The sequence below is a fragment of the Shinella sp. CPCC 101442 genome (genome assembly GCF_024704725.1).
GTDB lineage: Bacteria > Pseudomonadota > Alphaproteobacteria > Rhizobiales > Rhizobiaceae > Shinella.
On the sequence record NZ_JALIQS010000002.1, the window covers coordinates 829,895 to 851,291 of the forward strand.

Genomic DNA, 21,397 nt, shown 5'->3' on the forward strand with positions numbered 1-21,397 from the left:
GCCCTAGCGCACTTGTCATCCGCTCAATGCCGAAAAGTCTACCAGCCGCCACCACCGCCGCCGCCACCGCCCCCACCGGAGGAGCCGCCGCCCGAGGAGAAGCCGGAGGACGAGCTTTTCGGCGGGTCGGGCAGCGAGGAGGTCATGGTATCGGCCATGGAGCCGGCAAAGCCGCCCATGCGATCGGAGAAGCTGCCGGAGGAAAAACTGTCGCCGTGATACCAGGCAGGCTGGTAGGCAGCGGCGGCTCCGGCCGCGGCGGCAGTCAGCAACCAGCGATCGAAGGTCTGCGACCAGGGCTTTTCCACGCCGAGCGCCACGGCGTAGGGCAGCAGGGTCTCGAAATGGCGCGGCGACATTTCGGGCGCGCCGGCCATGTTCATGCGGTCCTTTTCGGCGAGCGTCAGATATTGGCGCAGGCCCGCAATGCCATCCATCATCCTGCGGCCGAGCGGTGTCGGCGCGCCCATCAGGAAAAAGAAGACGAGATTGGCGACGACGATGCCGCCGATGGCGGAAAACAGCGGCAGGTGGCCGTTGGCCGCCCCCGTCGCGAAGAGCGCGAGCGCGATGCCGCCGAACATCGTGAAGAAGACGAAGCCGGCAAAGGCGATGATGGCGACCGCCACGATGCGCGCGCCGAGCGATTTCGCCCGCCGCAAATTCTGGCCGAGCGCCAGCGCGAAGATCGACACGAAGACGGAGGCGAAAACCGGCAGGATGACCAGCACGATACCCTCCTCCGGCAACGAGCCGAAGAGGATGAGGGCGGCAAGGCAGGCGATCGAGAGGAGGACGCCGCCGATGATCTGCGGCCAGTTGGCGAGGTAGTATTTGCGCCGGTGTTCCTTTTCCATCGCATCGCGAAAATTGTTGCCCAGCGTCTGCACGCGCTTGCCGTTCGACTTGTCGATGACGAGGCTCGAACCGGCAGCGCCAAGCGAAGCGAGCAGCGTCTTCTCACCGGTCGGCGGGTCGCCTGCCACCGCCTTGTCCGTGCGGGTGACGACGATGGAGGTCTTGAGATCCTCAAGGTTGACCAGCCCCTTGACCGCCAGATTGAGGAACGAGGCCGACACCGCCGTCCACCCCCGCCCGCCAAACCCCTTCTCCTCGATATAGTTGACGAGGGCGGGCGACAGGCCCTCCGGCGCATCCCAGCGCGGCACGACGACACCGGCGGGCGGATCGCGGCCGACAGAGACCCAGGCCCAGAGATAATAGCCGACGACGAGGATGAGACCGCCGAAGGCGAGGAAGAGGTTGCGGTTGTCTCGCAGGAACAGCGCGCGCTCCTCCGCCGCCGTCGGTTTTGCGATGCTGCCGGCCGGCATTTTCACGCCGATCGTCAGACCCTCCTGCGGGCCAAGCGCACGGGTCGTCTCGAACGTGGCCTGATTGCCGCGATTTTGCGCGCGCGCATTCCTGTCCGTCGCGCCGAGCGGGCCGGTGAAATAGATCAGTTCCTCCGCCTTCACGCCCTCGGGCAGGGTGACGGTGGCGGTGGCGCTGCGGATCGGGAAGGCCCATTCCGTGCCCGTCACGTTCCAGAACAGCTCGTCATGCGTGTCGAAGAAGCGGATCTGCCGCGTCGTCTCGTAGGTCAGGCGGTATTGATGGAAACCAGGATCGAGCAGCACATCGGCCGAGCCGAAATAGATGCGCACGCCCCGGCGGATGCTTTCCGTGCGATAGGGCTCCGGCTTGCCGTCCCGCTCGACGCCGAGGATCTTGAAGCCGACCTCCAGCTCTTTCCCGTTCGCATCGACGAAGGTCAGGGGGAAATCGCGGTAGATGCCGCGACGGATCTGGTTGCCCTCGGCATGGACGCGGATCGTCTCCGTCACCGTCAGCGTGCCGTTCTTCGCCACGGCGATATCGGAATTGTAGCGGTCGAAATACTCTTCGGCCTGCGCCGCTCCGCCCACGAGGACGAAGAACCAGAGCGTCAGCAGCGCGGCAATCCGAGACATGAAATACTCCGGGATCAGAATTTTACAGTCGGCACGGCACGGTCGGCCGGGTTGTCGATCTCGAAATAGGGCGCCTTGATGAATTTGAAGACGCTCGCCACGAGGTTCGAGGGAAAGCTCTCGACCTTGACGTTGAGATCGCGCGCAGCACCGTTGTAGTAGCGCCGCGACATCTGGATTTCTTCCTCGATCGTCTCCAGCGATTGCTGCAGTTCCGAAAAATTCTGGTTGGCCTTGAGATCGGGATAGGCTTCGGCCAGGGCGAAGATGCGGCCAAGCGCCTGGCTCAGCAAACCTTCGGCCTGCGCGCGCCCGGCAATATCGCCCGCCGGCACCGCCTGCGCGCGGTTGCGCAGTTCCACGACCTTTTCCAGCGTCTCCTTTTCGTGCGCGGCGTAACCTTTCACCGTCTCAAGAAGGTTCGGGATGAGGTCGGCGCGACGCTTCAGCTGCACGTCGATGCCCGACCAGGCTTCTTCCTTGACCTGCCGTGCGCGCACCAGGCCGTTGTAGATGATGATGGCGTAGATGACGACCACCGCCGCAATTGCCAGACCGATCATGGGGTTCTCCGCTCCTTCTCTTCGTTGCCTGCGAACTTAGCACTCGCCGCGCGGCAGGAAAGCCCTTTCCGGGCCAATGCCTGTGGCCATTCCACCAATAGCATCAACACTCTCCCGGCCTGTCACCGGGGGAACCGCGCGCGGACGCGCTTTGGCCGATAGTCGCTTCATCGCCAACACGAACCTTGAAGCCACCGCCATGAAAGCCCTCATCTTCACCCTCAACGTCCTCGGTTTCACCGCCCTGTTCTTCGCCTACACGATGGGCGCTTCGGTCGACCGTCCGACGGGTGTACGCCGGGCTCTCCAGACCTATGCCGGCCAGCTTCCCACCGGCGCCTTCCCCACCCTGAAGCCCGTCTGGGAACTCGGCGTGAAGGTCTCCTCGCAGGCTTGAGGTTTTCTCCCCGCAAACAAAAAAGCCATCCGGCAGGTCCGGATGACTTTTGCATTGAGAGACTTGCGGAAGCGGATCAGGCCGCGTCCTTGGTCCAGTTCACGCCGCCGGCATCCGTCAAAAGGAAGGCCTCGCCGCAGGCCTTGGCCAGCGTGCGCACGCGCAGAATATAACTCTGGCGCTCGGTGACGGAGATCACGCCGCGTGCATCGAGCAGGTTGAAGACGTGGGACGCCTTGATGCACTGGTCATAGGCCGGCAGCACGCATTTGTGCAGGCGCTGGTTATCGGCATCACCAGGCGCACCGGCGGCGAGCAGCGCCAGGCACTCCTTCTCCGCGTCGATGAAATGGCGGTGCAGCATCGCGGTATCGGCGAATTCGAAATTGTGGCGGGAATATTCCTGCTCGGCCTGCAGGAAGACGTCGCCATAGGTGATCTTCTCGTCGCCCTCGCGGCCGTTGAAATTGAGGTCATAGACATTGTCGACGCCCTGCACATACATGGCGAGGCGTTCGAGACCGTAGGTCAGTTCGCCGGCAACCGGCGAGCATTCGATGCCGCAGACCTGCTGGAAATAGGTGAACTGCGAGACCTCCATACCGTCGCACCAGCACTCCCAGCCGAGACCCCAGGCGCCGAGCGTTGGGCTTTCCCAGTCGTCTTCCACGAAGCGCACGTCATGCAGCAACGGGTCGAGGCCGATGGCGGCGAGCGAACCGAGATAAAGCTCCTGCAGGTTCGACGGGTTCGGCTTCAGGATGACCTGATACTGGTAATAGTGCTGAAGACGGTTCGGGTTTTCGCCATAGCGACCGTCGGACGGGCGGCGCGAGGGCTGCACATAGGCCGCGCGCCACGGGCGGGGGCCGAGCGCACGCAAGGTGGTTGCCGGGTGGAACGTGCCGGCGCCGACTTCCATGTCATAGGGCTGGAGAACCGCGCAGCCCTTGTCCGCCCAGTAATTGTGCAGCGTCAGGATCAGCCCCTGGAAGGAGCGCGTCGGATTCATGTGGTCAGGCAGGGCGGCAGAGGTCATCGGCGTCTATCCGGGCATTCTTTGAAAAGCTGGCGGACTGGTGCCACGATGTGCCCTGGGGGTCAAGGGTTTCGGGCGCCGGCCCGCAACCCGTCAGTGCCGCTCGAGCGAGCGGAAGAGACCGGAACCGGCAGCCTGCGTGACGGCCTGCACACGCTGCGGCGCCAGGTCCGGCACGTTGCGGATCTGGCGGCGCAGGCCGGCGGGAACGCGCGCGCCATACCAGGCGGCAAGGGCGGGCAGTTCACGGCGAAGCGAGCCCTTCGCCTGCCAGCCGAGCGCCTTCAGCGCCTGCGTATCGAGCTTCGGACGGTTGGCATTGTCGGGGCGGCCGCCCACGAAATTCACGCCGGATACCGGCTCCTGCACGGCATCGAGCACCATGCGGGCGACCGTCAGGATATCGAAGAAGTCATCACCGGCGACGTTGTATGTGGCGTTCTCCGTCCCGCCGGTCACCACCGAGCGCAGCGCCGAGCAAAAATCCGCCATAGTGACGAAGGCGCGCATCTGGGCGCCGTCGCCATGCACCGGCAGGGGCCGGCCGACGGTGGCGAGTTCCAGGAAGCGCGGCAGCAGCTTTTCCACGTTCTGGCGCGTGCCGATGACATTGACCGGCCGCAGCACGCGGATATCGAGGCCGAAGGAGCGGGTGAGGCCCGCGATCAGCATTTCGGCGGCAGCCTTGGAGGCGCCATGCGGATTATCGGGCAGGAGTGGCGCAAGCTCGCCGACCGGCGCGCCATTGCCGCCGGTGCCGGCGCCGTAGACTTCCGCCGAGCTGATATGAATCATCAGCGGCACGCGGCGGCGGCCCATCGCCTCCACCAGAACCTGCGTGCCCAGCGCATTGGCGAGCGTAAAACGTTCCGGCACGGAAAAGGCGCGCTCGACATGGCTTTCGCCGGCCGCATGCACGACGAGGTCGACATCCTTCAAGACCTCGGTGACGAGATCGAGATTGCCGACATCGCCTTCCTGCAGCGTCACGCGGCCGGAGCGGAAGGCGGCATCGAGATGCGCCATGTCGGCGGCATAGGTGAAGCTGTCGAGCACGCGGATGCGGGCATTCGGGCAGTGGTGAAGCAAGTCGTCGACGATATGCGAGCCGAGGAAGCCTGCGCCACCGGTCACGACGATGGTGCGGATCCGGTTGAGGTCGAGCGAGGCCATGGGTTTACTCCGTTCACTGCACGCATAGGCGGGCCGCATCATGCGACCTTTGCCGTTAAATCGGCCTTCCTGCGCGCGGGAGCAAGCAAAACCCTGGGATGCACCAGTGTAAATCCGGCATTAACCTTACGGGGTTTGGTTAATGTACCAAGCCGATACGAAACCGGCTTTTGCCGGCTCCCGGAACGGTACGGATCGTACCGGAAAACTACTCGTCGTCACGGCGCAGGCGGTACTCGCCGGTTTCCGGATCCTTCACCAGCGTACCCGTCGCGCCGGTCTGGCGTTCCTCTTCGGCACGCTTGCGCAACCGGCTGAGTCGCTCGGCGTCAGCCACGAACTTGCGGTAGCCGAACCAGGCAAGGCCGACGACCAGAAGCAGAAAGATGATCTGGGCCATCGCCCCTCCCCCAGGTTTGTTCCATGCGCCTTGTCAGGAAAGACCGAAACGGCCCCACAGCGCTTTTTCTTCCGCGAGATCGGCCACCGCCGCGACGCCAGCCGAACCTATACGCCCGGCCATGTCGTCGGAAAGCCCCCCGATGCCCGGCGACTTGCGACCAAACAGCCCTTTTGGCGCGGAGACAAGTTCGAGGCGGGTCTTTTCGCCATAGCGTTTCTTCAATTCGGAACGCATATCGCCGAGACCGTCGATGAGGCCGAGCGACAGGCCGCGGCCACCGGTCCAGAACAGGCCGGAGAAAATATCCGGATCGTCGGCAAGCTTGCCCGCCCGGCGCGTCTTGACCATGTCGATGAAGACCTGGTGGATTTCGAGTTGCAGCGTCTTGAGATAATCGATCTCGTTTTCCTTCTCCGGCTGGAACGGATCGAGGATCGCCTTGTTGGTGCCGGCCGTGTAGACGCGGCGCTCGACACCGATCTTCTTCAACATTTCCGGGAAGCCGAAGCCGCCGGAGACGACGCCGATCGAGCCGACGATGGAGGTCGGGTCGGCAAAAATCTCGTCGCCGGCCAGCGCGATCATGTAGCCGCCCGAGGCCGCGACATCCTCGACGAAGACGAGCACGCGCTTCTTCTTCTCTTCCGCCAGGTCACGGATACGCTGGAAAATCAGGCGCGACTGCACCGGCGAGCCGCCGGGCGAATTGATGGAAATGGCGACGGCCGGCGCATCCTTGTAGGAAAACGCCTTCTCGAGTGCTGCGGAAGCAGTTGCAATATTCAACGCCGGCCGGAACTGGCTGCCGCCGGTCATGATCGCGCCATGCAGCCTGACGACCGGGATCGCCACGCCCTGCTTGCGAAACCTCTTCGGCACCAGCGTTCTCAAAAATCCGGCCATCGCGCGCTCTATCTCCAGTTTCATTGCTCGGCTGATGTATGCACGAGCGGAGAAAACACAATGGCGTTGCTGAAAAATCAGGCTCTGGGCAAGCGCGGATAGGTGGCGAGGCCGTTGTTGAGGGCGTCGACGAAGGGGGTGAAGTCGTGCTGGCCGGGTTCGTGCATGACGAGCGGCATGCGTAGCGCCAGCCTGGTGCGCGAGCCCTTGACGGCAGTGACGAGGATGCGCAGCGCCGGCTCGCCGTTACGGGCGTGCAAAGCGGTGATCTCGATGCCGCCGAAGCGCCGGCCGCAGGCGGCGATGATTTCGGCGATCGATTGCGGGCGGGCGATCAGCGAGAGCTGGCCGCCCGGTTTCATGATGGCGCCCGCCGTCTTGATCCAGCGCTCGAAAAGATCGTTCTCCATGGCATGGGCCTCGGCCTTCAGGGCATCGGGCGTACGGCTGTCGACGCGGTCGTTGAAGGGCGGGTTCATGATGACGTGATCGTAGGCACCATCCGCAAGACCTGCTTCGATGCGCGCCTTGCCGGAGAGGCCGACATCCGCTTCCAGCACGCAAACACGCGGGGCGAAAGCGGCGTTGACGGCAAGCGCCAGTGTCTTGCGGGCGAAACCGGCCATCAGCGGCGAGCGCTCGACAAGCAGCACCTCGGCCTTTTCGAGGCGTGCGGCGATGGCAAGGCCGGCAGCACCCGCGCCCGCGCCGAGATCGGCGACGCGCATCGGGCCCTCACCGGCGACGAGGGCGGCAAGCAGCATGGCATCCATGCCCGACCGATGCCCGATACCCTTCGGCTGCACCAGATGGAAGCGGCCGTAATGGAAGGCGTCCACGGTTTCGGTGACAGGCTTTTGCGCCGTTTCGCTCACGCGCGCAGCTCCGCTTCCAACCCCGCATCCTTGAGGATCCGGCGGGCCTCGTCTTCCCGGTCGATTTCGACCAGGAAGCGGCGCGGCAGCATGCCGAGCGAGCCTTCGAGGATACTCATGCCCTGGTCGGCTATCAGGCAATGGATGCCTGCTTCTTTCATCAGGCTTTCCGCGAAGGAGAGCAGGACGGCGTCGTTGGTGCGGATCAGTTCGATCATTCCGGTCGTTTTCCAGCCATAATTGGGGAGGCGGGACAATTCGCCTCTTGCCGCATGGAGCCCCGCTTTCTATTGTCTTTCAACAAAAATGAACAGGAGTCCGGGCATTTGGGCGTCGTGATACCGCTTGAAGAAGGCAAAAACAAACAGGCATCGGTGAAGCCGCTGGTGGACCTGACCAAGGCCGACATGGAGCGGGTGAACCAGCTGATCCTGTCGAAAGCCGGTTCCGACGTGCAGATGATCCCGGAGGTCGCCAACCACCTGATCTCCTCGGGCGGCAAGCGCCTGCGCCCCATGCTGACGCTCGCATCCGCCTCGATGTTCGGCTATGACGGCGACCATCACATCAAGCTCGCGACCAGCGTCGAGTTCATGCACACGGCGACGCTTCTGCATGACGACGTGGTGGATGAAAGCGACCTTCGCCGCGGCAAATCCACCGCCCGCATGATCTGGGGCAACCAGGCAAGCGTGCTCGTCGGCGATTTCCTGCTCGGCCAGGCCTTCAAGATGATGGTCGAGGTCGGCTCTCTGGAAGCCCTCGACGTGCTCTCGACGGCCGCCACCGTGATCGCGGAAGGCGAAGTGCTCCAGCTCTCCGTCGCCAAGAACATGGAAACGACCGAAGACGACTATCTTCAGGTCATCCGCGCCAAGACGGCCGCGCTCTTCGCCGCTGCCGCCGAAGTCGGACCGATCGTCTCCAACACGAGCAAGGCCGAGCGCAACGCGCTGAAATCCTACGGCATGAATCTCGGCCTCGCCTTCCAGCTCGTCGACGATGCGCTGGACTATGGCGGCAAGGCGGCCGACCTCGGCAAGAACACCGGCGACGATTTCCGCGAGGGCAAGATCACGCTGCCGGTCATCCTCGCCTGGCGGCGCGGCACGGCGGAAGACCGCGCCTTCTGGCGGGAAGCCATCGAGGGCGGCAAGAGCGACGATGCCAACCTCGAGCGCGCCTTCGGCCTCATCTCGCGCTACAACGGCCTCAGCGATACCATTGCCCGCGCGCAGCACTACGGCATGATCGCCCGAGATGCGCTGGCGCCGCTTCCGGCGTCGCCCTGGAAGGATGCGCTGCTCGAAGTCATCGACTTCTGCATCTCGCGCGTCAGCTGATCCCACGGACCCAAAAGAGTGCGGCAGGATTTTCTTGCCGCACCGCGCCAAAAAAGCCATTCTCTGCCGTCATGAGTCCATGCATGATTTGGGCGCCATCGTGGCATGAATTGTCATGCGTGGTTTCCGGGGCTTCTTTCATACCTGCTGGCGAAAGGCATTTTGATGCGGCATTCCTTCCTCCTTCGGCTCCTTTCCGGCGTCGCGCTCGCGGCCAGCATCGCGCTTGCCGGTTCCTTGGCCGGCCCTCTCGCGGCTCACGCGGAGGATAAGCCTGCCGTGGCGGCCGCCGAAGAAACGCCGTTCGACCCCTTGAGCGTCAACACCTTCTCCGGCGCCTTCCTCGCCGCCCGCACGGCGGATTTCGACAAGGACTATGAGACCGCCGTCGCGCTCTACAAGATCGCGCTGCAGTTCGACGCCACCAATGCCGACGTCAAGCAGCGCCTGATGGTGACGCAGCTGATGAACGGCGACTTCGAGGAAGGCGTGAAGCTCGCAGACGCCCTCAAGAACGACCCGGCCGTCGAGCGCATCACCGCTGTCGTTCGCGGCATGGAAGCGATCCGCAAGCGCGAGTACAAGTCCGCCGAAAAGATCCTCGTCTACAAGGGCCCGAACGATCTCGACAAGATGATGAACGACCTTCTCCTTGCCTGGGCCAAATTCGGCGACGGCAAGCCGAAGGACGCGCTCAAGCTGATCAGCGGAATGGAAGGGCCGGAATGGCTCGCCATCTTCAAGAACTATCATGCCGGCGCGCTCGCCGCCGCCGCCGGTGATAAATCGACAGCCCGTGCGCGGTTGAACGAAGCGATCCTCGATCGCAATGGCGCTAGTGCCGCGCCCGACACATTCCTGCGCGCCGTGATGGCGCTGGCGCGTCTTGAAGCCCGCGATGGCAACAAGCAGAAGGCGCTCGACGCGGTCGCCGTCGGCGACAACTTCATCACCAGCTATGCGCCGCTCAAGGCGCTGCGCCAGAGCATCGAATCGGGCGAAAAGCAGGAACAGCAGGTCCGCACGGCCGCGCAGGGTGCCGCCGCCGTACTCTTCTCCATCGGCGGCGCACTCAACCGCGACGGCGCGGAAGACATCGTCTCGCTCTACCTGCAGACGGCGCGGGCGCTCGACCCCGACAGCGACGACATGCTGGTTCTGCTCGGCGGCCTTGCCGAGAACCAGAAAAAGCCGGAACGCGCGATCGAATATTACCGCGCCGTGCCCGAGAAATCGCCGATGCGCCGCATTTCCGAGCTGCAACTCGGCCTGAACCTCGCCGATACCGGCAAGGTTGCCGAGGCCAAGAAGCACCTGCAGGAGCTGATCGACGCCGATCCGTCCGACCTGCGCAGCTATCTGGCGCTCGGCAGCGTGTATTCCGACGCCAAGGACTACAAGGCGATGGCCGCGCTCTACGACAAGGCGGCCGATGTCATCGGCGCCGTGCCGCAGCGCAACCATTGGAGCATCTTCTTCCAGCGCGCCATCGCGCATGAGCGGCTGAAGGAGTGGGACAAGGCAGAGCCGAACTTCCGCAAGGCGCTGGAGCTCAATCCCGACCAGCCGCAGGTGCTGAACTATCTCGGCTATTCCTGGGTCGACATGAACAAGAACCTCGATGAGGGTCTGGACATGATCCGCAAGGCGGTGAGCCTGAAGCCGGATGATGGCTACATCGTCGATTCGCTCGGCTGGGCCTATTTCCGCCTTGGCCGTTTCGACGACGCGGTAGCCGAACTCGAGCGCGCCGCCGAACTGAAGGCCGGCGATCCGACCATCAACGACCATCTTGGGGACGCCTACTGGCGTGTCGGCCGCAAGCTGGAAGCGACCTTCCAGTGGAACCGCGCGCTCGGCCTAAAGCCGGAAGAGGCGGAAATCCCGAAGATCAAGCTGAAGGTCGAGAACGGTCTGCCGGAGCTGAAGAAGACCGAGCCGGCCTCGGCCGAAGCCAAGGACGAAAAGCCGTTGCAGAACCCCTCGCCCGAGGGCACGGCGGTCGATCGCAAGTCCTGACCGCATGCAGGCCGCAGACAGCCTTTCAGGCTTTGCCGTCGTCGAACAGGCGCCGGCAAAGATAAACCTCGCGCTTTCCGTCGTCGGGCGGCGCGAGGATGGCTATCATCTGCTCGACAGTCTCGTCACCTTCACCGCCTTCGGTGATCGTCTCGGCTTTTCTCCCGCTCCGGAAGACCGCTTCACCATCTCCGGCCGCTTCGGCGCAGCCCTTGATGCCGACGGCGACAACCTCGTGACCCGTGCCCGCGACCGGCTGCGCGCTGCCCTTGCCGAACAGGGGCAAGACGCCCCGCCCGCTCGCATCCATCTCGAAAAGAACCTGCCGATCGCATCGGGCATCGGCGGCGGCTCGGCGGATGCGGCGGCGGCGCTGCGCGGTCTCCTCACCCTCTGGCAGGGCGGTTTGCCGCAAGGCGCACTCGACGCCATCGCCGTCGGCCTCGGCGCCGACGTGCCGATGTGTCTTGCCGGCCGCCCGCTCATCGCCCGCGGTATCGGCGAGGACATCACGCCCGTCGCCCTGCCGGCGATGTCCGTCGTGCTCGCCAACCCGCTGGTCGGCGTCTCGACGCCCGCCGTTTTCAAGGCACTCGCCTCCCGAAACAACCCGCCGCTGGATCTGGAAACACATCCTGCGGACTGGCTGAGCGCCATCGCGCGCCTGCGCAACGATCTGGAACCTCCAGCGCGCCAGCTCTGCCCGGAAATAGCAATCATCGCCGAAGGTCTTGCCGCGACCGATGCGCGCGTCGTGCGCATGTCCGGTTCCGGAGCGACCTGCTTCGCGCTATATCTTTCGCCAGAGGCGGCGGAAGCGGCGGCGGCAGCGCTCTCGCGAAAACATCCGCGCTGGTTCTTCGCCGCCACGACGACGCTGGGAGACGCAGATGGCGAAGCTTGACGAAACACGGCCCTTCCTTCCGGTCGGCATTGCCGTGCTCACCGTTTCCGACACGCGCAGCCTTGCCGACGACCGCTCCGGCGACATGCTTGCCGCCCGCATCACGGAGGCCGGCCATCGGCTTGCCGCCCGCGCCATCGTCAAGGACGACGTAGCCGAGATCCGCGCGCAGGTGGAAACCTGGACGCGCGACGACGCCATCGACGTCGTCATCACGACCGGCGGCACAGGCTTCACAGGTCGCGACGTGACACCGGAAGCGCTGGAACCGATCTTCGAAAAGCGCATGGATGGCTTCTCCGAAGTGTTCCACCGCATTTCCTACGACAAGATCGGCACCTCGACGATCCAGTCCCGCGCGACGGGCGGCGTTACCAACTCCACCTTCATCTTCGTGCTTCCCGGCTCGCCGGGCGCCTGCAAGGATGCCTGGGACGGCATCCTGAAGGCGCAGCTCGATTATCGCCACATGCCGTGCAACTTCGTGGAAATCATGCCGCGCCTCGACGAACACCTGAAGCGTTCGGCTGTCTGACCTCTGTTCCATAGGAAACTGCGCGTTCTGCGAGCCTGCTCTATGAATTCTCCAACACGGAGAGTGAAGGAGAGAGACCATGGCACGCACGATCACCGGAACCGCAGGCGCCGACCGCATCGTCCAGGGCGGCAACATCAACAACACCGAGCTGACGATCCGCGCGCTTGGCGGCAACGACACCATCATCCTCAACCGTTCCGACGATTTCGGCGGCCGCAACTTCGTCAATGCGAGCTCAGGCAATGACAGTGTTGTCAATGTCAAGGAAGACGGCAACCTCATTCTGCTCGGCAGCGGCAAGGATACCTATGTCGGCACGGGTTTCGCCTCGTTTTCCAACGAGCGCGCAGACCTCATCAAAGCCGGCGCCGGCAATGACAAGATCGTCGTCAGCACCTTCAAGAGCACCTATCTGGGCGAGAGCGGCAATGACCGCTTCTTCTCCGTCGGCCAGCAAAACACCTTCAACGGCGGCAAGGGCGTCGATTCGATCAGCTATCTGCCCCGCGATGACGACAACGTCGTCGGCGGCTCCGGCGTCGGCATCGACCTTCAGCAAGGGATCGCCCAGACCGGCGCCAACCGCTTCGAGCAGCTGATCAGCATCGAGAGGGCGGAAGGCACCAATGCCGACGACGTCATCTTCGGCTCGCGTGTCGCCAATGTGCTGAAAGGTCTTGGCGGTGACGACGCGCTCGCCGGCCGCGCCGGCAATGACGTGCTCGTCGGCGGGCGCGGCACGGACCTGCTGCAGGGAGATGCCGGCGCCGACCGTTTCGACTTCAACTCCCGCTTGGAAAGCGTCCGCGGCGACGGCCGCGACGTGATCCTCGACTTCAACCACGGCGAACGCGACAGAATCGACCTGCGCGACATCGACGCCATATCCGGGCAAACCGGCAACCAGGCCTTCAGCTTCATCGGCGCAAACGCCTTTTCCGAAAAGGCCGGCGAACTGCGCTTCAAGAACGGCATCGTCTCCGGCGACACCAACGGGGACGGCCGTGCCGACCTGGAAATCGAAATACGCGGCGTGGACAGCCTGCTGAAGGGCGACTTCCTGCTCTGAACCCTAGCGGGCCATCTCGGCCCGCAGGGCCTTCACCGCCCAGGCCGGCACGATCTCGGCAACGAGCGCACGTACGCCGGCCCCCTTTGCCATATCCGCAAGCGCCATGCCCGAACGCACCACCGCGGAGGCTTGGCGCTTGCTGACGAGATAACCGAGCTCCAGCGGCGCCTTGCGACGGCCGAGCCGCTGGAGGAACGGCCGGCGATGACTGCGGGAGCCGAGAAACCGCGCGGGATTGCCGTTGATCGCCACATGATCGACGACCGCATCCACCCAGCCGGCAAGCGGTCTGGCGCCAGGCTCCAAAAGCAGCAGCCAGTCGCCGCGCGCCGAGCGCACCACATCCGTCATGTCCCAGCTCGTCAGGAAACGGCAGCCGGCAGCATCCGCCACTCTGGGCGACCCATCGCGGGAGCCATGGTCGAGCACGATCACATCGCGCACCACCCCCTCGACGGCGCCGGCCACCAGCGCCGAAAGGGTCTGCGCCAGCTCTGCCTCGTTGTCCCGGCATTCCATGATAATTGTCAGCATTCTCCTTCAGTACCGCATTGCAGCATGGATTTCCATCGTTCACTCCCCGCCGATATCAGGTGTGGTTAGCAGCGGAGTGGAATTTTGTTCTTGCAATGTTCTCATTCCGGCGATAGGAATATAGTCATTGAATCGGAGCCCCACAGCTCCCGGAGACAGCCATGAACGATCTTGTGAGCCTCAGGCAGGGCGCGCTTGCGCCCGGCCACACGAAAGACGTTGCCGACGCGCTGCTGGCTGAAACGGGCATGCGTATCGATGGAGATCGCCGGCGTGGTCGCGGGGCCGGGCTGAATTTTACCGGCCGCTTCGAACCGCTGACGCGGGAAGGTTTCGACGACGGCTGGCAGACGCTGGAAGAGTTGCCGCCTTTCCGCACGGAAGTACAGGTCGAGAAGCCACGCACGATCATCACCCGCAACGAATCGCCCGACATCCCCTTCGATCGCTCGATCAATCCCTATCGCGGCTGCGAGCATGGTTGCATCTACTGCTTCGCCCGGCCGACACACGCTTTCATGGGGCTTTCCGCCGGCCTCGATTTCGAAGCGAAGCTGTTTGCCAAGCCCGATGCGCCAAAACTTCTGGAGCGCGAACTTTCCAAGCCCGGCTACAAGCCACGCGTCATCGCCATCGGCACCAATACCGATCCCTACCAGCCGATCGAAAAGGAATGGCGGATCATGCGCCAGATCCTCGAGGTGCTGGACAAGGCCAACCATCCGGTCTCCATCGTCACCAAATCGGCGCTTGTCATGCGCGACATCGACATTCTCTCGCGCATGGCCACGCGTGGCCTTGCCTGGGTCGGCCTGTCCGTCACGACGCTCGACCGCAAGCTGGCGCGCACCATGGAACCGCGCGCCGCAACGCCGCCGCGCCGGCTGGAGGCGATCCGCGCGCTTTCCGAGGCCGGCATCCCGACCGCCATCATGATGGCGCCGATCATTCCCGGCCTCAACGATCACGAGATCGAGCGGGTGCTCGATTCGGGCAAGGCGGCCGGCGCATTGGAAGCGAGCTACGTGCTGCTGCGCCTGCCGCTGGAGGTCAGCCCCCTCTTCCGCGACTGGCTGCTGCGCAACTATCCGGACCGCTACCGTCACGTCATGTCGCTGGTGCGCTCGATGCGCGACGGCAAGGATTACGACGCGGAATTCGGCAAGCGCATGAAGGGTGCGGGACCCTATGCCTGGCAGATCGCCCGTCGCTTCGAAATGGCATCCAAACGGCTGGGGCTGACCCGCACCCGCCGCAGCCTCGCCAGCGACCAGTTCATACCGCCGTCCGGCAGCGGCGTGCAGCTTTCGCTGCTGTGATCGCAAACCGAGGGACGGCCTAAACACCCCTCACGGCACCCGCTGCCCTATCGAGACGGGCGGCGTGATGATGAGTTGAAACAAGCGTGACCCGAACCGGTTCCGGCGGGTCTCGCAAGACCTCTTCCGGCAGCGTCAGCCCCTGGGCGCGCCGGGTGTTCCTCCGACCCGCCGCAAGCGTCGGAGGACTTGCAGGGAATCGGACGGATGTGCAAGGTCGCCGCCATGGCCAAAAGCGCATCCTCCGATTCCCGCCTTCTTTTCGACCTGCCCAAAGGGCCGGATTTTGCGATGGAGATTGCTGCCCGCAAGCGCGGCCTCTGGCCGGTGGCCGGCACCGACGAGGCCGGGCGCGGGCCGCTTGCCGGCCCCGTCGTGGCCGCCGCGGTGATCCTCGATCCGGAGAACATTCCCGAGGGGCTGAACGATTCCAAGCAGCTGAGCGCGGCGAAACGCGAGGCGCTCTTCACGCTCATCCTGCAATCCGCCTTCGTTTCCATCGCTTCCAGCGGTTCGCGCCGCATCGATGACACCGATATCCGCAAGGCGAGCCTCGACGCCATGCGCCGCGCCGTCGCCGGACTGGAGATCGCACCGAAGCTCGTGCTGACGGATGGTCGTGACGTGCCGCCGGGTCTCGCCTGCGAGGGTCGCGCCGTCGTCAAGGGCGACGCGCTCTCGGTCTCCATCGCCGCCGCCTCCATCGTCGCCAAGGTGACGCGCGACCGGATGATGGCCCGTGCGGAAGGCACCTTTCCAGGCTACGGCTTTGCCGTCCACGCCGGCTACGCCACGCAAGTGCATCGCGACGCCATCCAGAGCCTTGGCCCCTGCCGCCTCCATCGCATGAGTTTTCGACCATTGCGACGGGACGATTGACGCCCGGCTTGAAGGCTCGCCCTGGTGCCGGGCAATGCGCGCGCCGCACCCCATCGTGCCCGGGAATGTGAGGCGCACACCCGGACGCTCCTCCGCGCGACCCGCGTTCGGGACGATGGGATCGAGGCCGACTATCCAGATGCTGTGTAAATCCGCGGCTTGACGCAGCGCGGTTGTGACAACATCACGAGGACGGACTTTTCCAGTCGTGCGGCTATGCGCTTCAAGACCGATCTCGCGGTGGCGCGCCAGCGGCCTCGCCCTTTCATCGTCCCGCAATCCGCTTGGGGCCACGCCTCACCTAGAACGCGATCTTCACTGAAGGCGCGCTGCGTTTCGCCTCGCCGTGATAGACCGCCTCGATGTTGTTGCCATCGGGATCGATCAGGAAGGCGGCGAAATAGCCGGGATGATACGGCCGTTCGCCAGGCCCGCCATTGTCCTTGCCGCCGGCAGTAAGGCCCGCCTCGTGGAACGCCGTCACCATGGCGCGGTCCGCCGCCTGAAAGGCGAGGTGATGGCGCCCGGTCAGTTTTCCCGCGGCCGCCTGGCTGTCGACGCTCGAGATGAACAGCTCGTCCACCCAGAAATAGTCGGCGCCGGTGCCGCCGATCGGGATTTTTAGCGCGTCGAAAATGGCCTCGTAGAAGCGGCGGCTCGCCGCGAGATCGCGCACGACCAGCTGGATGTGGTCGATGAGACGGCCGCGATGGAGTTCCTGCGTTTCCATGCCTGCTCTCCCTTGAAGAGGAAAGCCTTCTAGCTAGGTCGCCGGCCCTCGCCGTCAACACCCTGTTCCATCAGGAACAGCGGCTAGCCCAGCGTTGTGGGAAAGTCTGATCACCGGATGAGAGAGGCTCATCCTAAACCGATCAGGAGAGACCCCATGCGCAAGATCATCGTTTCCGCCACTGTCGCCCTCGTCGCCGCCGTCTCCTTCGCGGCGCCTTCCCAGGCTGGCTATTACAGCTATGACTACCAGCCTTACTGCTTTATCAAGAAGATCAAGTCCTACGATTACTACGGCAACATCGTCATCAAGCGCATCAAGGTCTGCCGCTAAACGATCCTGTCACTGACCTCCCTGAAGACCCGGATGTTCCCCTGCATCCGGGTCTTTGCCGTGCGGGCGTGCAGCGCGCGGCGACCAGCTTCTTCACCGCCCTGTGCGGCAAAGCAAAAAGGCCGGCGTTTCCGCCGGCCTTTTCAAATCATTCCCTGAAAACCGCTCAGTTCAGGCGGGTCTTCACTTCGCCGATGGCGTTGTCGAAGAGAGCCTTGCCGGTGGCGGCGTCGGACTTGGAAGCGATCACCTTTTCGGCAGCCGCGACAGCGAGGTCGACGGCGGCGGCGCGGACGGCGTTGATCGCGTCGACTTCCGCCTGCTTGATCTTCTGCTCGGAGAGCGCCGTACGGCGGGTAACGTATTCTTCGGTCTTCTGCTTGGCGTCGGCGGTCAGCGCGCTTGCTTCGCGTTCAGCGGCAGCGACGATGCTGGCGGCTTCCGCTTCGGCATCCTTGCGCTTGCGCTGGTATTCGGCGAGCAGGTGCTGGGCTTCCTCGCGAAGACGCTTGGCTTCCGCCAGTTCGTTCTGGATCTTTTCCGCGCGGGCGTCGAGACCCTTTGCCATCATGCCAGGAACTTTGAGGTAGGCGATGAGGGCGAGGAACAGCAGGAGGCCGACAAAGGCGTAGAATGTTGCGTCGAAATGCATCGAAACCTCCCTTACTTGCCTGCGACCGACTTCACGGCGGAAGCGATCTCGGCCTTGGTAGCCTTGGAGCCGATGAGCTGCTCGACGAGAGCAGTCGTCGTTTCCTCGGCGATCGTGCCGACATCGGCAAGCGCCTTGGCCTTGATTTCGGCGATGCGGGTTTCGGCACCGGCGATCTTGTCCTGCAGCGAGGCTTCGATCTTGGCGCGTTCCGCGTCGGCCTTGGCCTTGGCTTCGTCGCGGGCGGCCGAAGCGATCGCATTGCCCTTGGTGCGGGCGGACGCGAGGTCCTGCTCGTAGGCAGCAATCGCGGCGTCGGCTTCCGCCTTCAGGCGGGATGCTTCGTCGAGATCCTGCGCGATGCGATCATGACGCGTCTCGAGGATGCCGCCGATGCGCGGAATGACGACCTTCGACATGAGAAGGTAGAAAAGACCGAAGGTGATCGCAAGCCACAGGAGCTGCGATGCGAACGTGGTCTGGTCGAAAGGCGGGAAAACGCCGGAACCGGCTTCCTCACCATGGGCAACACCGGTTTCGGTGTGCACTTCGCCTGCCGGCTGAGCCGCATGCGCATCCGCAGGGGTCTCATGCGCATCCGCAGGAGTTTCCGCCTGGGCGATTTCGAAAGGGGTGGACTCGGCCGATGCCAAGGTCACAGACATGCTGACCTCCAGGGGGCACTCTCAGATCATGTACGAAACGTACGATGGACCACGGCCCTTAGAGGGCCATGGTCCAGTCCTCAGCCGGTATTAGACGGCGAAGAGGAGAAGGAGAGCGATGAGCAGCGAGAAGATGCCCAGAGCTTCCGTAACGGCGAAGCCGAATACGAGACGGCCGAACTGGCTGTCAGCAGCAGACGGATTGCGAAGAGCGCCGGCCAGGTAGTTGCCGAAGATGTTGCCGAGGCCGAGAGCCGTGCCGGCGAGACCGAACGTGGCAAGACCTGCGCCGATGTACTTTGCTGCTTCCGCTTCCATGTTGAACTCCTTGAATGGGTTGTTGCGGCTTATGAGCGACGCCCGAGGGCGCCGGCGACTTTTTCCTTAGTGACCGCCCGGATGCACGGCATCGTTCAGGTACATGCATGTCAGAACTGCGAAGACATAGGCCTGCAGGAACGACACGAGGAATTCGAGACCGGTCAGGGCGACGGTCATGAAAAGGGGCAGGATCGCACCGGCGACACCGACGGCGCCAAGGGCGCTGAGCGAGGTGACGAAGCCGGCGAAGACCTTGAGCGTGATATGACCCGCCAGCATGTTGGCGAAGAGACGGATCGAGAGGCTGATCGGACGCGAGAGGAACGAGATGACCTCGATCGAGACAACCAGCGGCAGAAGCGCACCGGGAACACCCGCCGGCACGAAGAGCTTGAGGAAGCCGAAACCGTGCTTGTAGAAACCGTAGACCACGACCGTGCCGATGACGAGCATGGCAAGCGCGAAGGTGACGATGATCTGGCTGGTGATGGTGAAGAAGTAGGGCATCATGCCGAGCAGGTTCGCGGTCAACACGAACATGAACAGCGAGAAGACGAACGGGAAGAACTTCATCCCGTGACTACCCGCCCCTTCCCGGAGCATGGAGGCGATGAATTCGTAGGACATTTCCGAGACCGACTGCATGCGGCTCGGAACCAGACCGCGCTGGCCGGTCGTGAAATAGAGGAAGCCCGTGGCGACCGCGACGGTGGCGACCATGAAGAGCGATGCATTGGTGAACGAGAAATCGATACCGCCGATTTCGATCGGAACAATCTTGTTGACCAGGAACTGGTGGGTCGGATCGTTGGACACCGTTTATCTCTCTCGCTTGCCCGCCTTGCGGCGGAAGTCACCCAATGTGGGATATCGCCGTCAGGCGTCATCCCTCGTGTCGGTCTCGTCCTGCCCGCTCGCCGGCTTTTGGAGCTCTCGCCCCGCCAGCCTGTCGACCGGATGGGGCGATGCCACCATGCCTGCCGCGCGCATGACGTTCAGAACGCCGGCACAAAAGCCGAGGAGAAGAAGAACGATCATCCCCCAGGGCCCTGTACCCGCAAAATGGTCCAAAAGATAGCCCAGAAGCGCCCCGACGATGACGGCTGCGACGAACTCGCTCGAGAGCTTCATGGCAACCGCATAGCCTTTACGGCTTTCCGATGCCCGCGCCTCGGCGGCTGCTTCCGCCCCGTCATCCTTGCGCCTTTCCGCGAGTTCCGCGTCAAGGCGTTTCAGCCGGTCTTCCAGACTTGTCTTTTGATCGTCGGCCATGGCGCTTCCCGTTTCTCTTTCCGCGGCGCTTTCGCCCCATTGCGGACATATTGAAGGCTAGGATTCAAGCCATACCGACCCCTTTCGAAGTCGGCCGCAACATAGTTTTAGGTGCCCGCATAGTCAAGGCATGGCGAAGCTTTGTGCAAGGCCAAATATATTGAGATAAATCAATGATTTGTGCGGATCGACGCGCCATGCGCGACTTCTCGTCCCGGGAATCGTTTACACGATCGCGCGGACTCACCGCAGCCTGAAGGACGAAGCCTCAGCTCCAGCCACCGCCATAGGTGCGGTAGAAGATGTGTTTGCCGATCTTGGCGACGCGCTTCATCGTGCGGCCCCAGGGCGGGTTCACATAGGTGGCGTGGTAGTGCGTGGATGAGCCAACGTCGTCGAACCAGATCTTGCCGGCCGTCACGGCCATGGCGATCTCCTTGGCGGTTTTCCAGTGCCAGGGCGAGAGGATCAGGTCGGGAATGCGGTCGCAGGCAAAGGAGAACTGGCAGCGGTTGCGCCAGTTTTCGTTCTGGTAGACGACCCCGCAGATGGTTTTCGGATAGGACGGGTTGCGCACACGATTGAGGATGACCTGCGCGACGGCGGCCTGGCCCTTGACCTCTTCGCCGCGCGCCTCGAAGTAGATGCCCTCGGCAAGGCACTTCTGCTCCTTGGCGGAAAAAACCTCCGCCGGCAGCGCGGTTGCCGCCCAGGCGTGATCCTCCGGCGATATTTCGGGGATGAAACGGCCGAGCTCGGTCTTCGGTTTCAGAATCGAATCGAAGGGTGATTCCCGGGCATAGTCCGGCTCGACGCGCGCATAGGCCGTGGCGAGGACATCCGCCTTGTCGTTCGTCACGAGGCCGGCAATGACCGAGGACATGCCGATATCCTTGCGGACGGGCGTCTTCTTGTAGAACGCGGTGGCGATCTCGATTTCCTTGCCCTTGATCTCGGCCCTGGCGAAGGCCATGCGCTGGCCGGTGTCGAAAACCGGAGAGAGAAGCGAGCTGGTACGTTCGAGAATCGACCCCGCGGTAAAATCCTTCGGCGGCAGGACCGGCATCACGGCGACGATGCGGCCCTTCTTGTCGCGGCGGTTGACACGGTCCTCGTCGGGAATTCCGCCTTTGCCCTTGTTCTCGCTGCGCAGGGCGGCCGTCATTCCGCCGGGCAGTTCCACCCCTGCCCCGCTCTCGATGCCGCCGGTGATCATGGCGTCGGCGAATTCGATCTCCACCTCGTGCACGGAGCCGGCGGGCGAACGGGTGAGCACCATGGTCTGGTTGCCGCCCTTGCGGTTGAGACCGGCGAGATAGGTGGCAAGGTCGGTATGGGCCGACTGGGTCGGCATCACGGCGGCGAGGCCGAGGCCTAGCGCCAGGGGGATTTTCCATTCCCGCTTCAGATACGCGAGGAAGCGGCCTGCACCTGCATGACGAATGCTACGCTTACGCAACTGATTACTCCGCAACCCTGATGCGCGCGCA

25 protein-coding genes are annotated in these 21,397 nt (G+C 63.7%); 9 read left to right on the forward strand and 16 right to left on the reverse strand.

Translation table 11 applies throughout. The features are described 5' to 3' along the window. Positions 1-38: 38 nt before the first annotated feature. Positions 39-1,973 (reverse strand): DUF2207 domain-containing protein, encoded by a 1,935-nt coding sequence (locus MUO32_RS09265; protein ID WP_257947921.1) that lies wholly within the window; start codon positions 1,971-1,973, stop codon positions 39-41. Between the two features lie 14 nt (positions 1,974-1,987). After that, positions 1,988-2,536: a LemA family protein gene (locus tag MUO32_RS09270; protein WP_257947922.1), complete on the reverse strand. Its 549-nt coding sequence runs from the start codon at positions 2,534-2,536 to the stop codon at positions 1,988-1,990. Positions 2,537-2,687: 151 nt separating this feature from the next. Here MUO32_RS09270 and MUO32_RS09275 point away from each other — a divergent pair, with 151 nt between their 5' ends. Then, the gene (locus tag MUO32_RS09275; RefSeq protein WP_257947923.1) at positions 2,688-2,933 is read left to right on the forward strand and encodes a hypothetical protein; all 246 of its coding nucleotides are present in this window, start codon (positions 2,688-2,690) and stop codon (positions 2,931-2,933) included. Positions 2,934-3,009: 76 nt separating this feature from the next. Here the strand turns inward: MUO32_RS09275 and MUO32_RS09280 are convergent, their stop codons facing one another. The 6 genes from MUO32_RS09280 to MUO32_RS09305 all read right to left on the reverse strand — a co-directional run bounded on the left by MUO32_RS09280 (position 3,010) and on the right by MUO32_RS09305 (position 7,544). After that, positions 3,010-3,972: a glycine--tRNA ligase subunit alpha gene (locus tag MUO32_RS09280; RefSeq protein ID WP_257947924.1), complete on the reverse strand. Its 963-nt coding sequence runs from the start codon at positions 3,970-3,972 to the stop codon at positions 3,010-3,012. Between the two features lie 93 nt (positions 3,973-4,065). Continuing rightward, positions 4,066-5,145: a dTDP-glucose 4,6-dehydratase gene (locus tag MUO32_RS09285; protein WP_257947925.1), complete on the reverse strand. Its 1,080-nt coding sequence runs from the start codon at positions 5,143-5,145 to the stop codon at positions 4,066-4,068. A 208-nt stretch (positions 5,146-5,353) separates the two neighbouring features. After that, positions 5,354-5,545, reverse strand: a complete 192-nt coding sequence (locus MUO32_RS09290; RefSeq protein ID WP_257947926.1) for a hypothetical protein — start codon at positions 5,543-5,545, stop codon at positions 5,354-5,356. Positions 5,546-5,578: 33 nt separating this feature from the next. Then, the gene (locus MUO32_RS09295) at positions 5,579-6,451 is read right to left on the reverse strand and encodes a S49 family peptidase (protein WP_257947927.1); all 873 of its coding nucleotides are present in this window, start codon (positions 6,449-6,451) and stop codon (positions 5,579-5,581) included. 77 nt (positions 6,452-6,528) lie between these two features. Continuing rightward, positions 6,529-7,326, reverse strand: coding sequence for a tRNA1(Val) (adenine(37)-N6)-methyltransferase (locus tag MUO32_RS09300; RefSeq protein WP_257947928.1), 798 nt, complete (start codon positions 7,324-7,326; stop codon positions 6,529-6,531). Then, on the reverse strand, positions 7,323-7,544 hold the full coding sequence (locus tag MUO32_RS09305) for a DUF2007 domain-containing protein (RefSeq protein WP_257947929.1): 222 nt from the start codon (positions 7,542-7,544) through the stop codon (positions 7,323-7,325). Before MUO32_RS09305 ends, MUO32_RS09300 begins: the two co-directional genes overlap by 4 nt. Positions 7,545-7,652: 108 nt before the next feature. On the opposite strand from MUO32_RS09305, the gene MUO32_RS09310 reads away from it, so the two are divergent. The 5 genes from MUO32_RS09310 to MUO32_RS09330 all read left to right on the forward strand — a co-directional run bounded on the left by MUO32_RS09310 (position 7,653) and on the right by MUO32_RS09330 (position 13,199). Next, entirely contained in the window at positions 7,653-8,669 is a 1,017-nt protein-coding gene (locus MUO32_RS09310) for a polyprenyl synthetase family protein (protein WP_257947931.1), read from the forward strand. A gap of 165 nt (positions 8,670-8,834) precedes the next feature. After that, positions 8,835-10,688: a tetratricopeptide repeat protein gene (locus tag MUO32_RS09315; RefSeq protein WP_257947933.1), complete on the forward strand. Its 1,854-nt coding sequence runs from the start codon at positions 8,835-8,837 to the stop codon at positions 10,686-10,688. 4 nt (positions 10,689-10,692) lie between these two features. Then, complete coding sequence (locus MUO32_RS09320) at positions 10,693-11,592, forward strand: 4-(cytidine 5'-diphospho)-2-C-methyl-D-erythritol kinase (protein WP_257947934.1); 900 nt, start codon at positions 10,693-10,695, stop codon at positions 11,590-11,592. Then, on the forward strand, positions 11,579-12,127 hold the full coding sequence (gene moaB, locus MUO32_RS09325; protein ID WP_257947935.1) for a molybdenum cofactor biosynthesis protein B: 549 nt from the start codon (positions 11,579-11,581) through the stop codon (positions 12,125-12,127). Before MUO32_RS09320 ends, moaB begins: the two co-directional genes overlap by 14 nt. A gap of 79 nt (positions 12,128-12,206) precedes the next feature. Then, positions 12,207-13,199 carry a calcium-binding protein gene (locus MUO32_RS09330; protein ID WP_257947936.1) on the forward strand — a complete coding sequence of 331 codons (993 nt, stop codon included), beginning with the start codon at positions 12,207-12,209 and terminating at the stop codon, positions 13,197-13,199. 3 nt (positions 13,200-13,202) lie between these two features. Here the strand turns inward: MUO32_RS09330 and MUO32_RS09335 are convergent, their stop codons facing one another. Further along, positions 13,203-13,736, reverse strand: coding sequence for a glycosyl transferase (locus tag MUO32_RS09335; protein WP_257947937.1), 534 nt, complete (start codon positions 13,734-13,736; stop codon positions 13,203-13,205). Between the two features lie 161 nt (positions 13,737-13,897). Between MUO32_RS09335 and MUO32_RS09340 the strand changes: the two genes are divergently transcribed. Together MUO32_RS09340 and MUO32_RS09345 are read left to right on the forward strand one after the other, a co-directional pair. Then, positions 13,898-15,055 (forward strand): PA0069 family radical SAM protein, encoded by a 1,158-nt coding sequence (locus MUO32_RS09340; RefSeq protein ID WP_257947938.1) that lies wholly within the window; start codon positions 13,898-13,900, stop codon positions 15,053-15,055. 225 nt (positions 15,056-15,280) lie between these two features. Further along, the gene (locus MUO32_RS09345; protein ID WP_257947939.1) at positions 15,281-15,934 is read left to right on the forward strand and encodes a ribonuclease HII; all 654 of its coding nucleotides are present in this window, start codon (positions 15,281-15,283) and stop codon (positions 15,932-15,934) included. Between the two features lie 301 nt (positions 15,935-16,235). On the opposite strand, the gene MUO32_RS09350 is transcribed toward MUO32_RS09345, so the two are convergent. Further along, positions 16,236-16,664, reverse strand: a complete 429-nt coding sequence (locus MUO32_RS09350; RefSeq protein ID WP_257947940.1) for a VOC family protein — start codon at positions 16,662-16,664, stop codon at positions 16,236-16,238. A 156-nt stretch (positions 16,665-16,820) separates the two neighbouring features. On the opposite strand from MUO32_RS09350, the gene MUO32_RS09355 reads away from it, so the two are divergent. Further along, positions 16,821-16,997 (forward strand): hypothetical protein, encoded by a 177-nt coding sequence (locus MUO32_RS09355; RefSeq protein WP_257947941.1) that lies wholly within the window; start codon positions 16,821-16,823, stop codon positions 16,995-16,997. A 166-nt stretch (positions 16,998-17,163) separates the two neighbouring features. On the opposite strand, the gene MUO32_RS09360 is transcribed toward MUO32_RS09355, so the two are convergent. From MUO32_RS09360 to MUO32_RS09385, 6 genes are all read right to left on the reverse strand, one after another. Continuing rightward, on the reverse strand, positions 17,164-17,649 hold the full coding sequence (locus tag MUO32_RS09360) for a F0F1 ATP synthase subunit B (protein WP_257947942.1): 486 nt from the start codon (positions 17,647-17,649) through the stop codon (positions 17,164-17,166). Between the two features lie 11 nt (positions 17,650-17,660). After that, on the reverse strand, positions 17,661-18,314 hold the full coding sequence (locus MUO32_RS09365; RefSeq protein ID WP_257947943.1) for a F0F1 ATP synthase subunit B: 654 nt from the start codon (positions 18,312-18,314) through the stop codon (positions 17,661-17,663). A gap of 90 nt (positions 18,315-18,404) precedes the next feature. Next, positions 18,405-18,632 (reverse strand): F0F1 ATP synthase subunit C, encoded by a 228-nt coding sequence (locus MUO32_RS09370; protein WP_117368645.1) that lies wholly within the window; start codon positions 18,630-18,632, stop codon positions 18,405-18,407. A gap of 66 nt (positions 18,633-18,698) precedes the next feature. Continuing rightward, the gene (locus tag MUO32_RS09375) at positions 18,699-19,451 is read right to left on the reverse strand and encodes a F0F1 ATP synthase subunit A (protein ID WP_257947944.1); all 753 of its coding nucleotides are present in this window, start codon (positions 19,449-19,451) and stop codon (positions 18,699-18,701) included. Positions 19,452-19,511: 60 nt separating this feature from the next. Continuing rightward, positions 19,512-19,907, reverse strand: coding sequence for an AtpZ/AtpI family protein (locus tag MUO32_RS09380; protein WP_257947945.1), 396 nt, complete (start codon positions 19,905-19,907; stop codon positions 19,512-19,514). Between the two features lie 268 nt (positions 19,908-20,175). Further along, positions 20,176-21,261, reverse strand: a complete 1,086-nt coding sequence (locus MUO32_RS09385) for a cell wall hydrolase (RefSeq protein ID WP_257948242.1) — start codon at positions 21,259-21,261, stop codon at positions 20,176-20,178. Positions 21,262-21,397 lie beyond the last annotated feature (136 nt).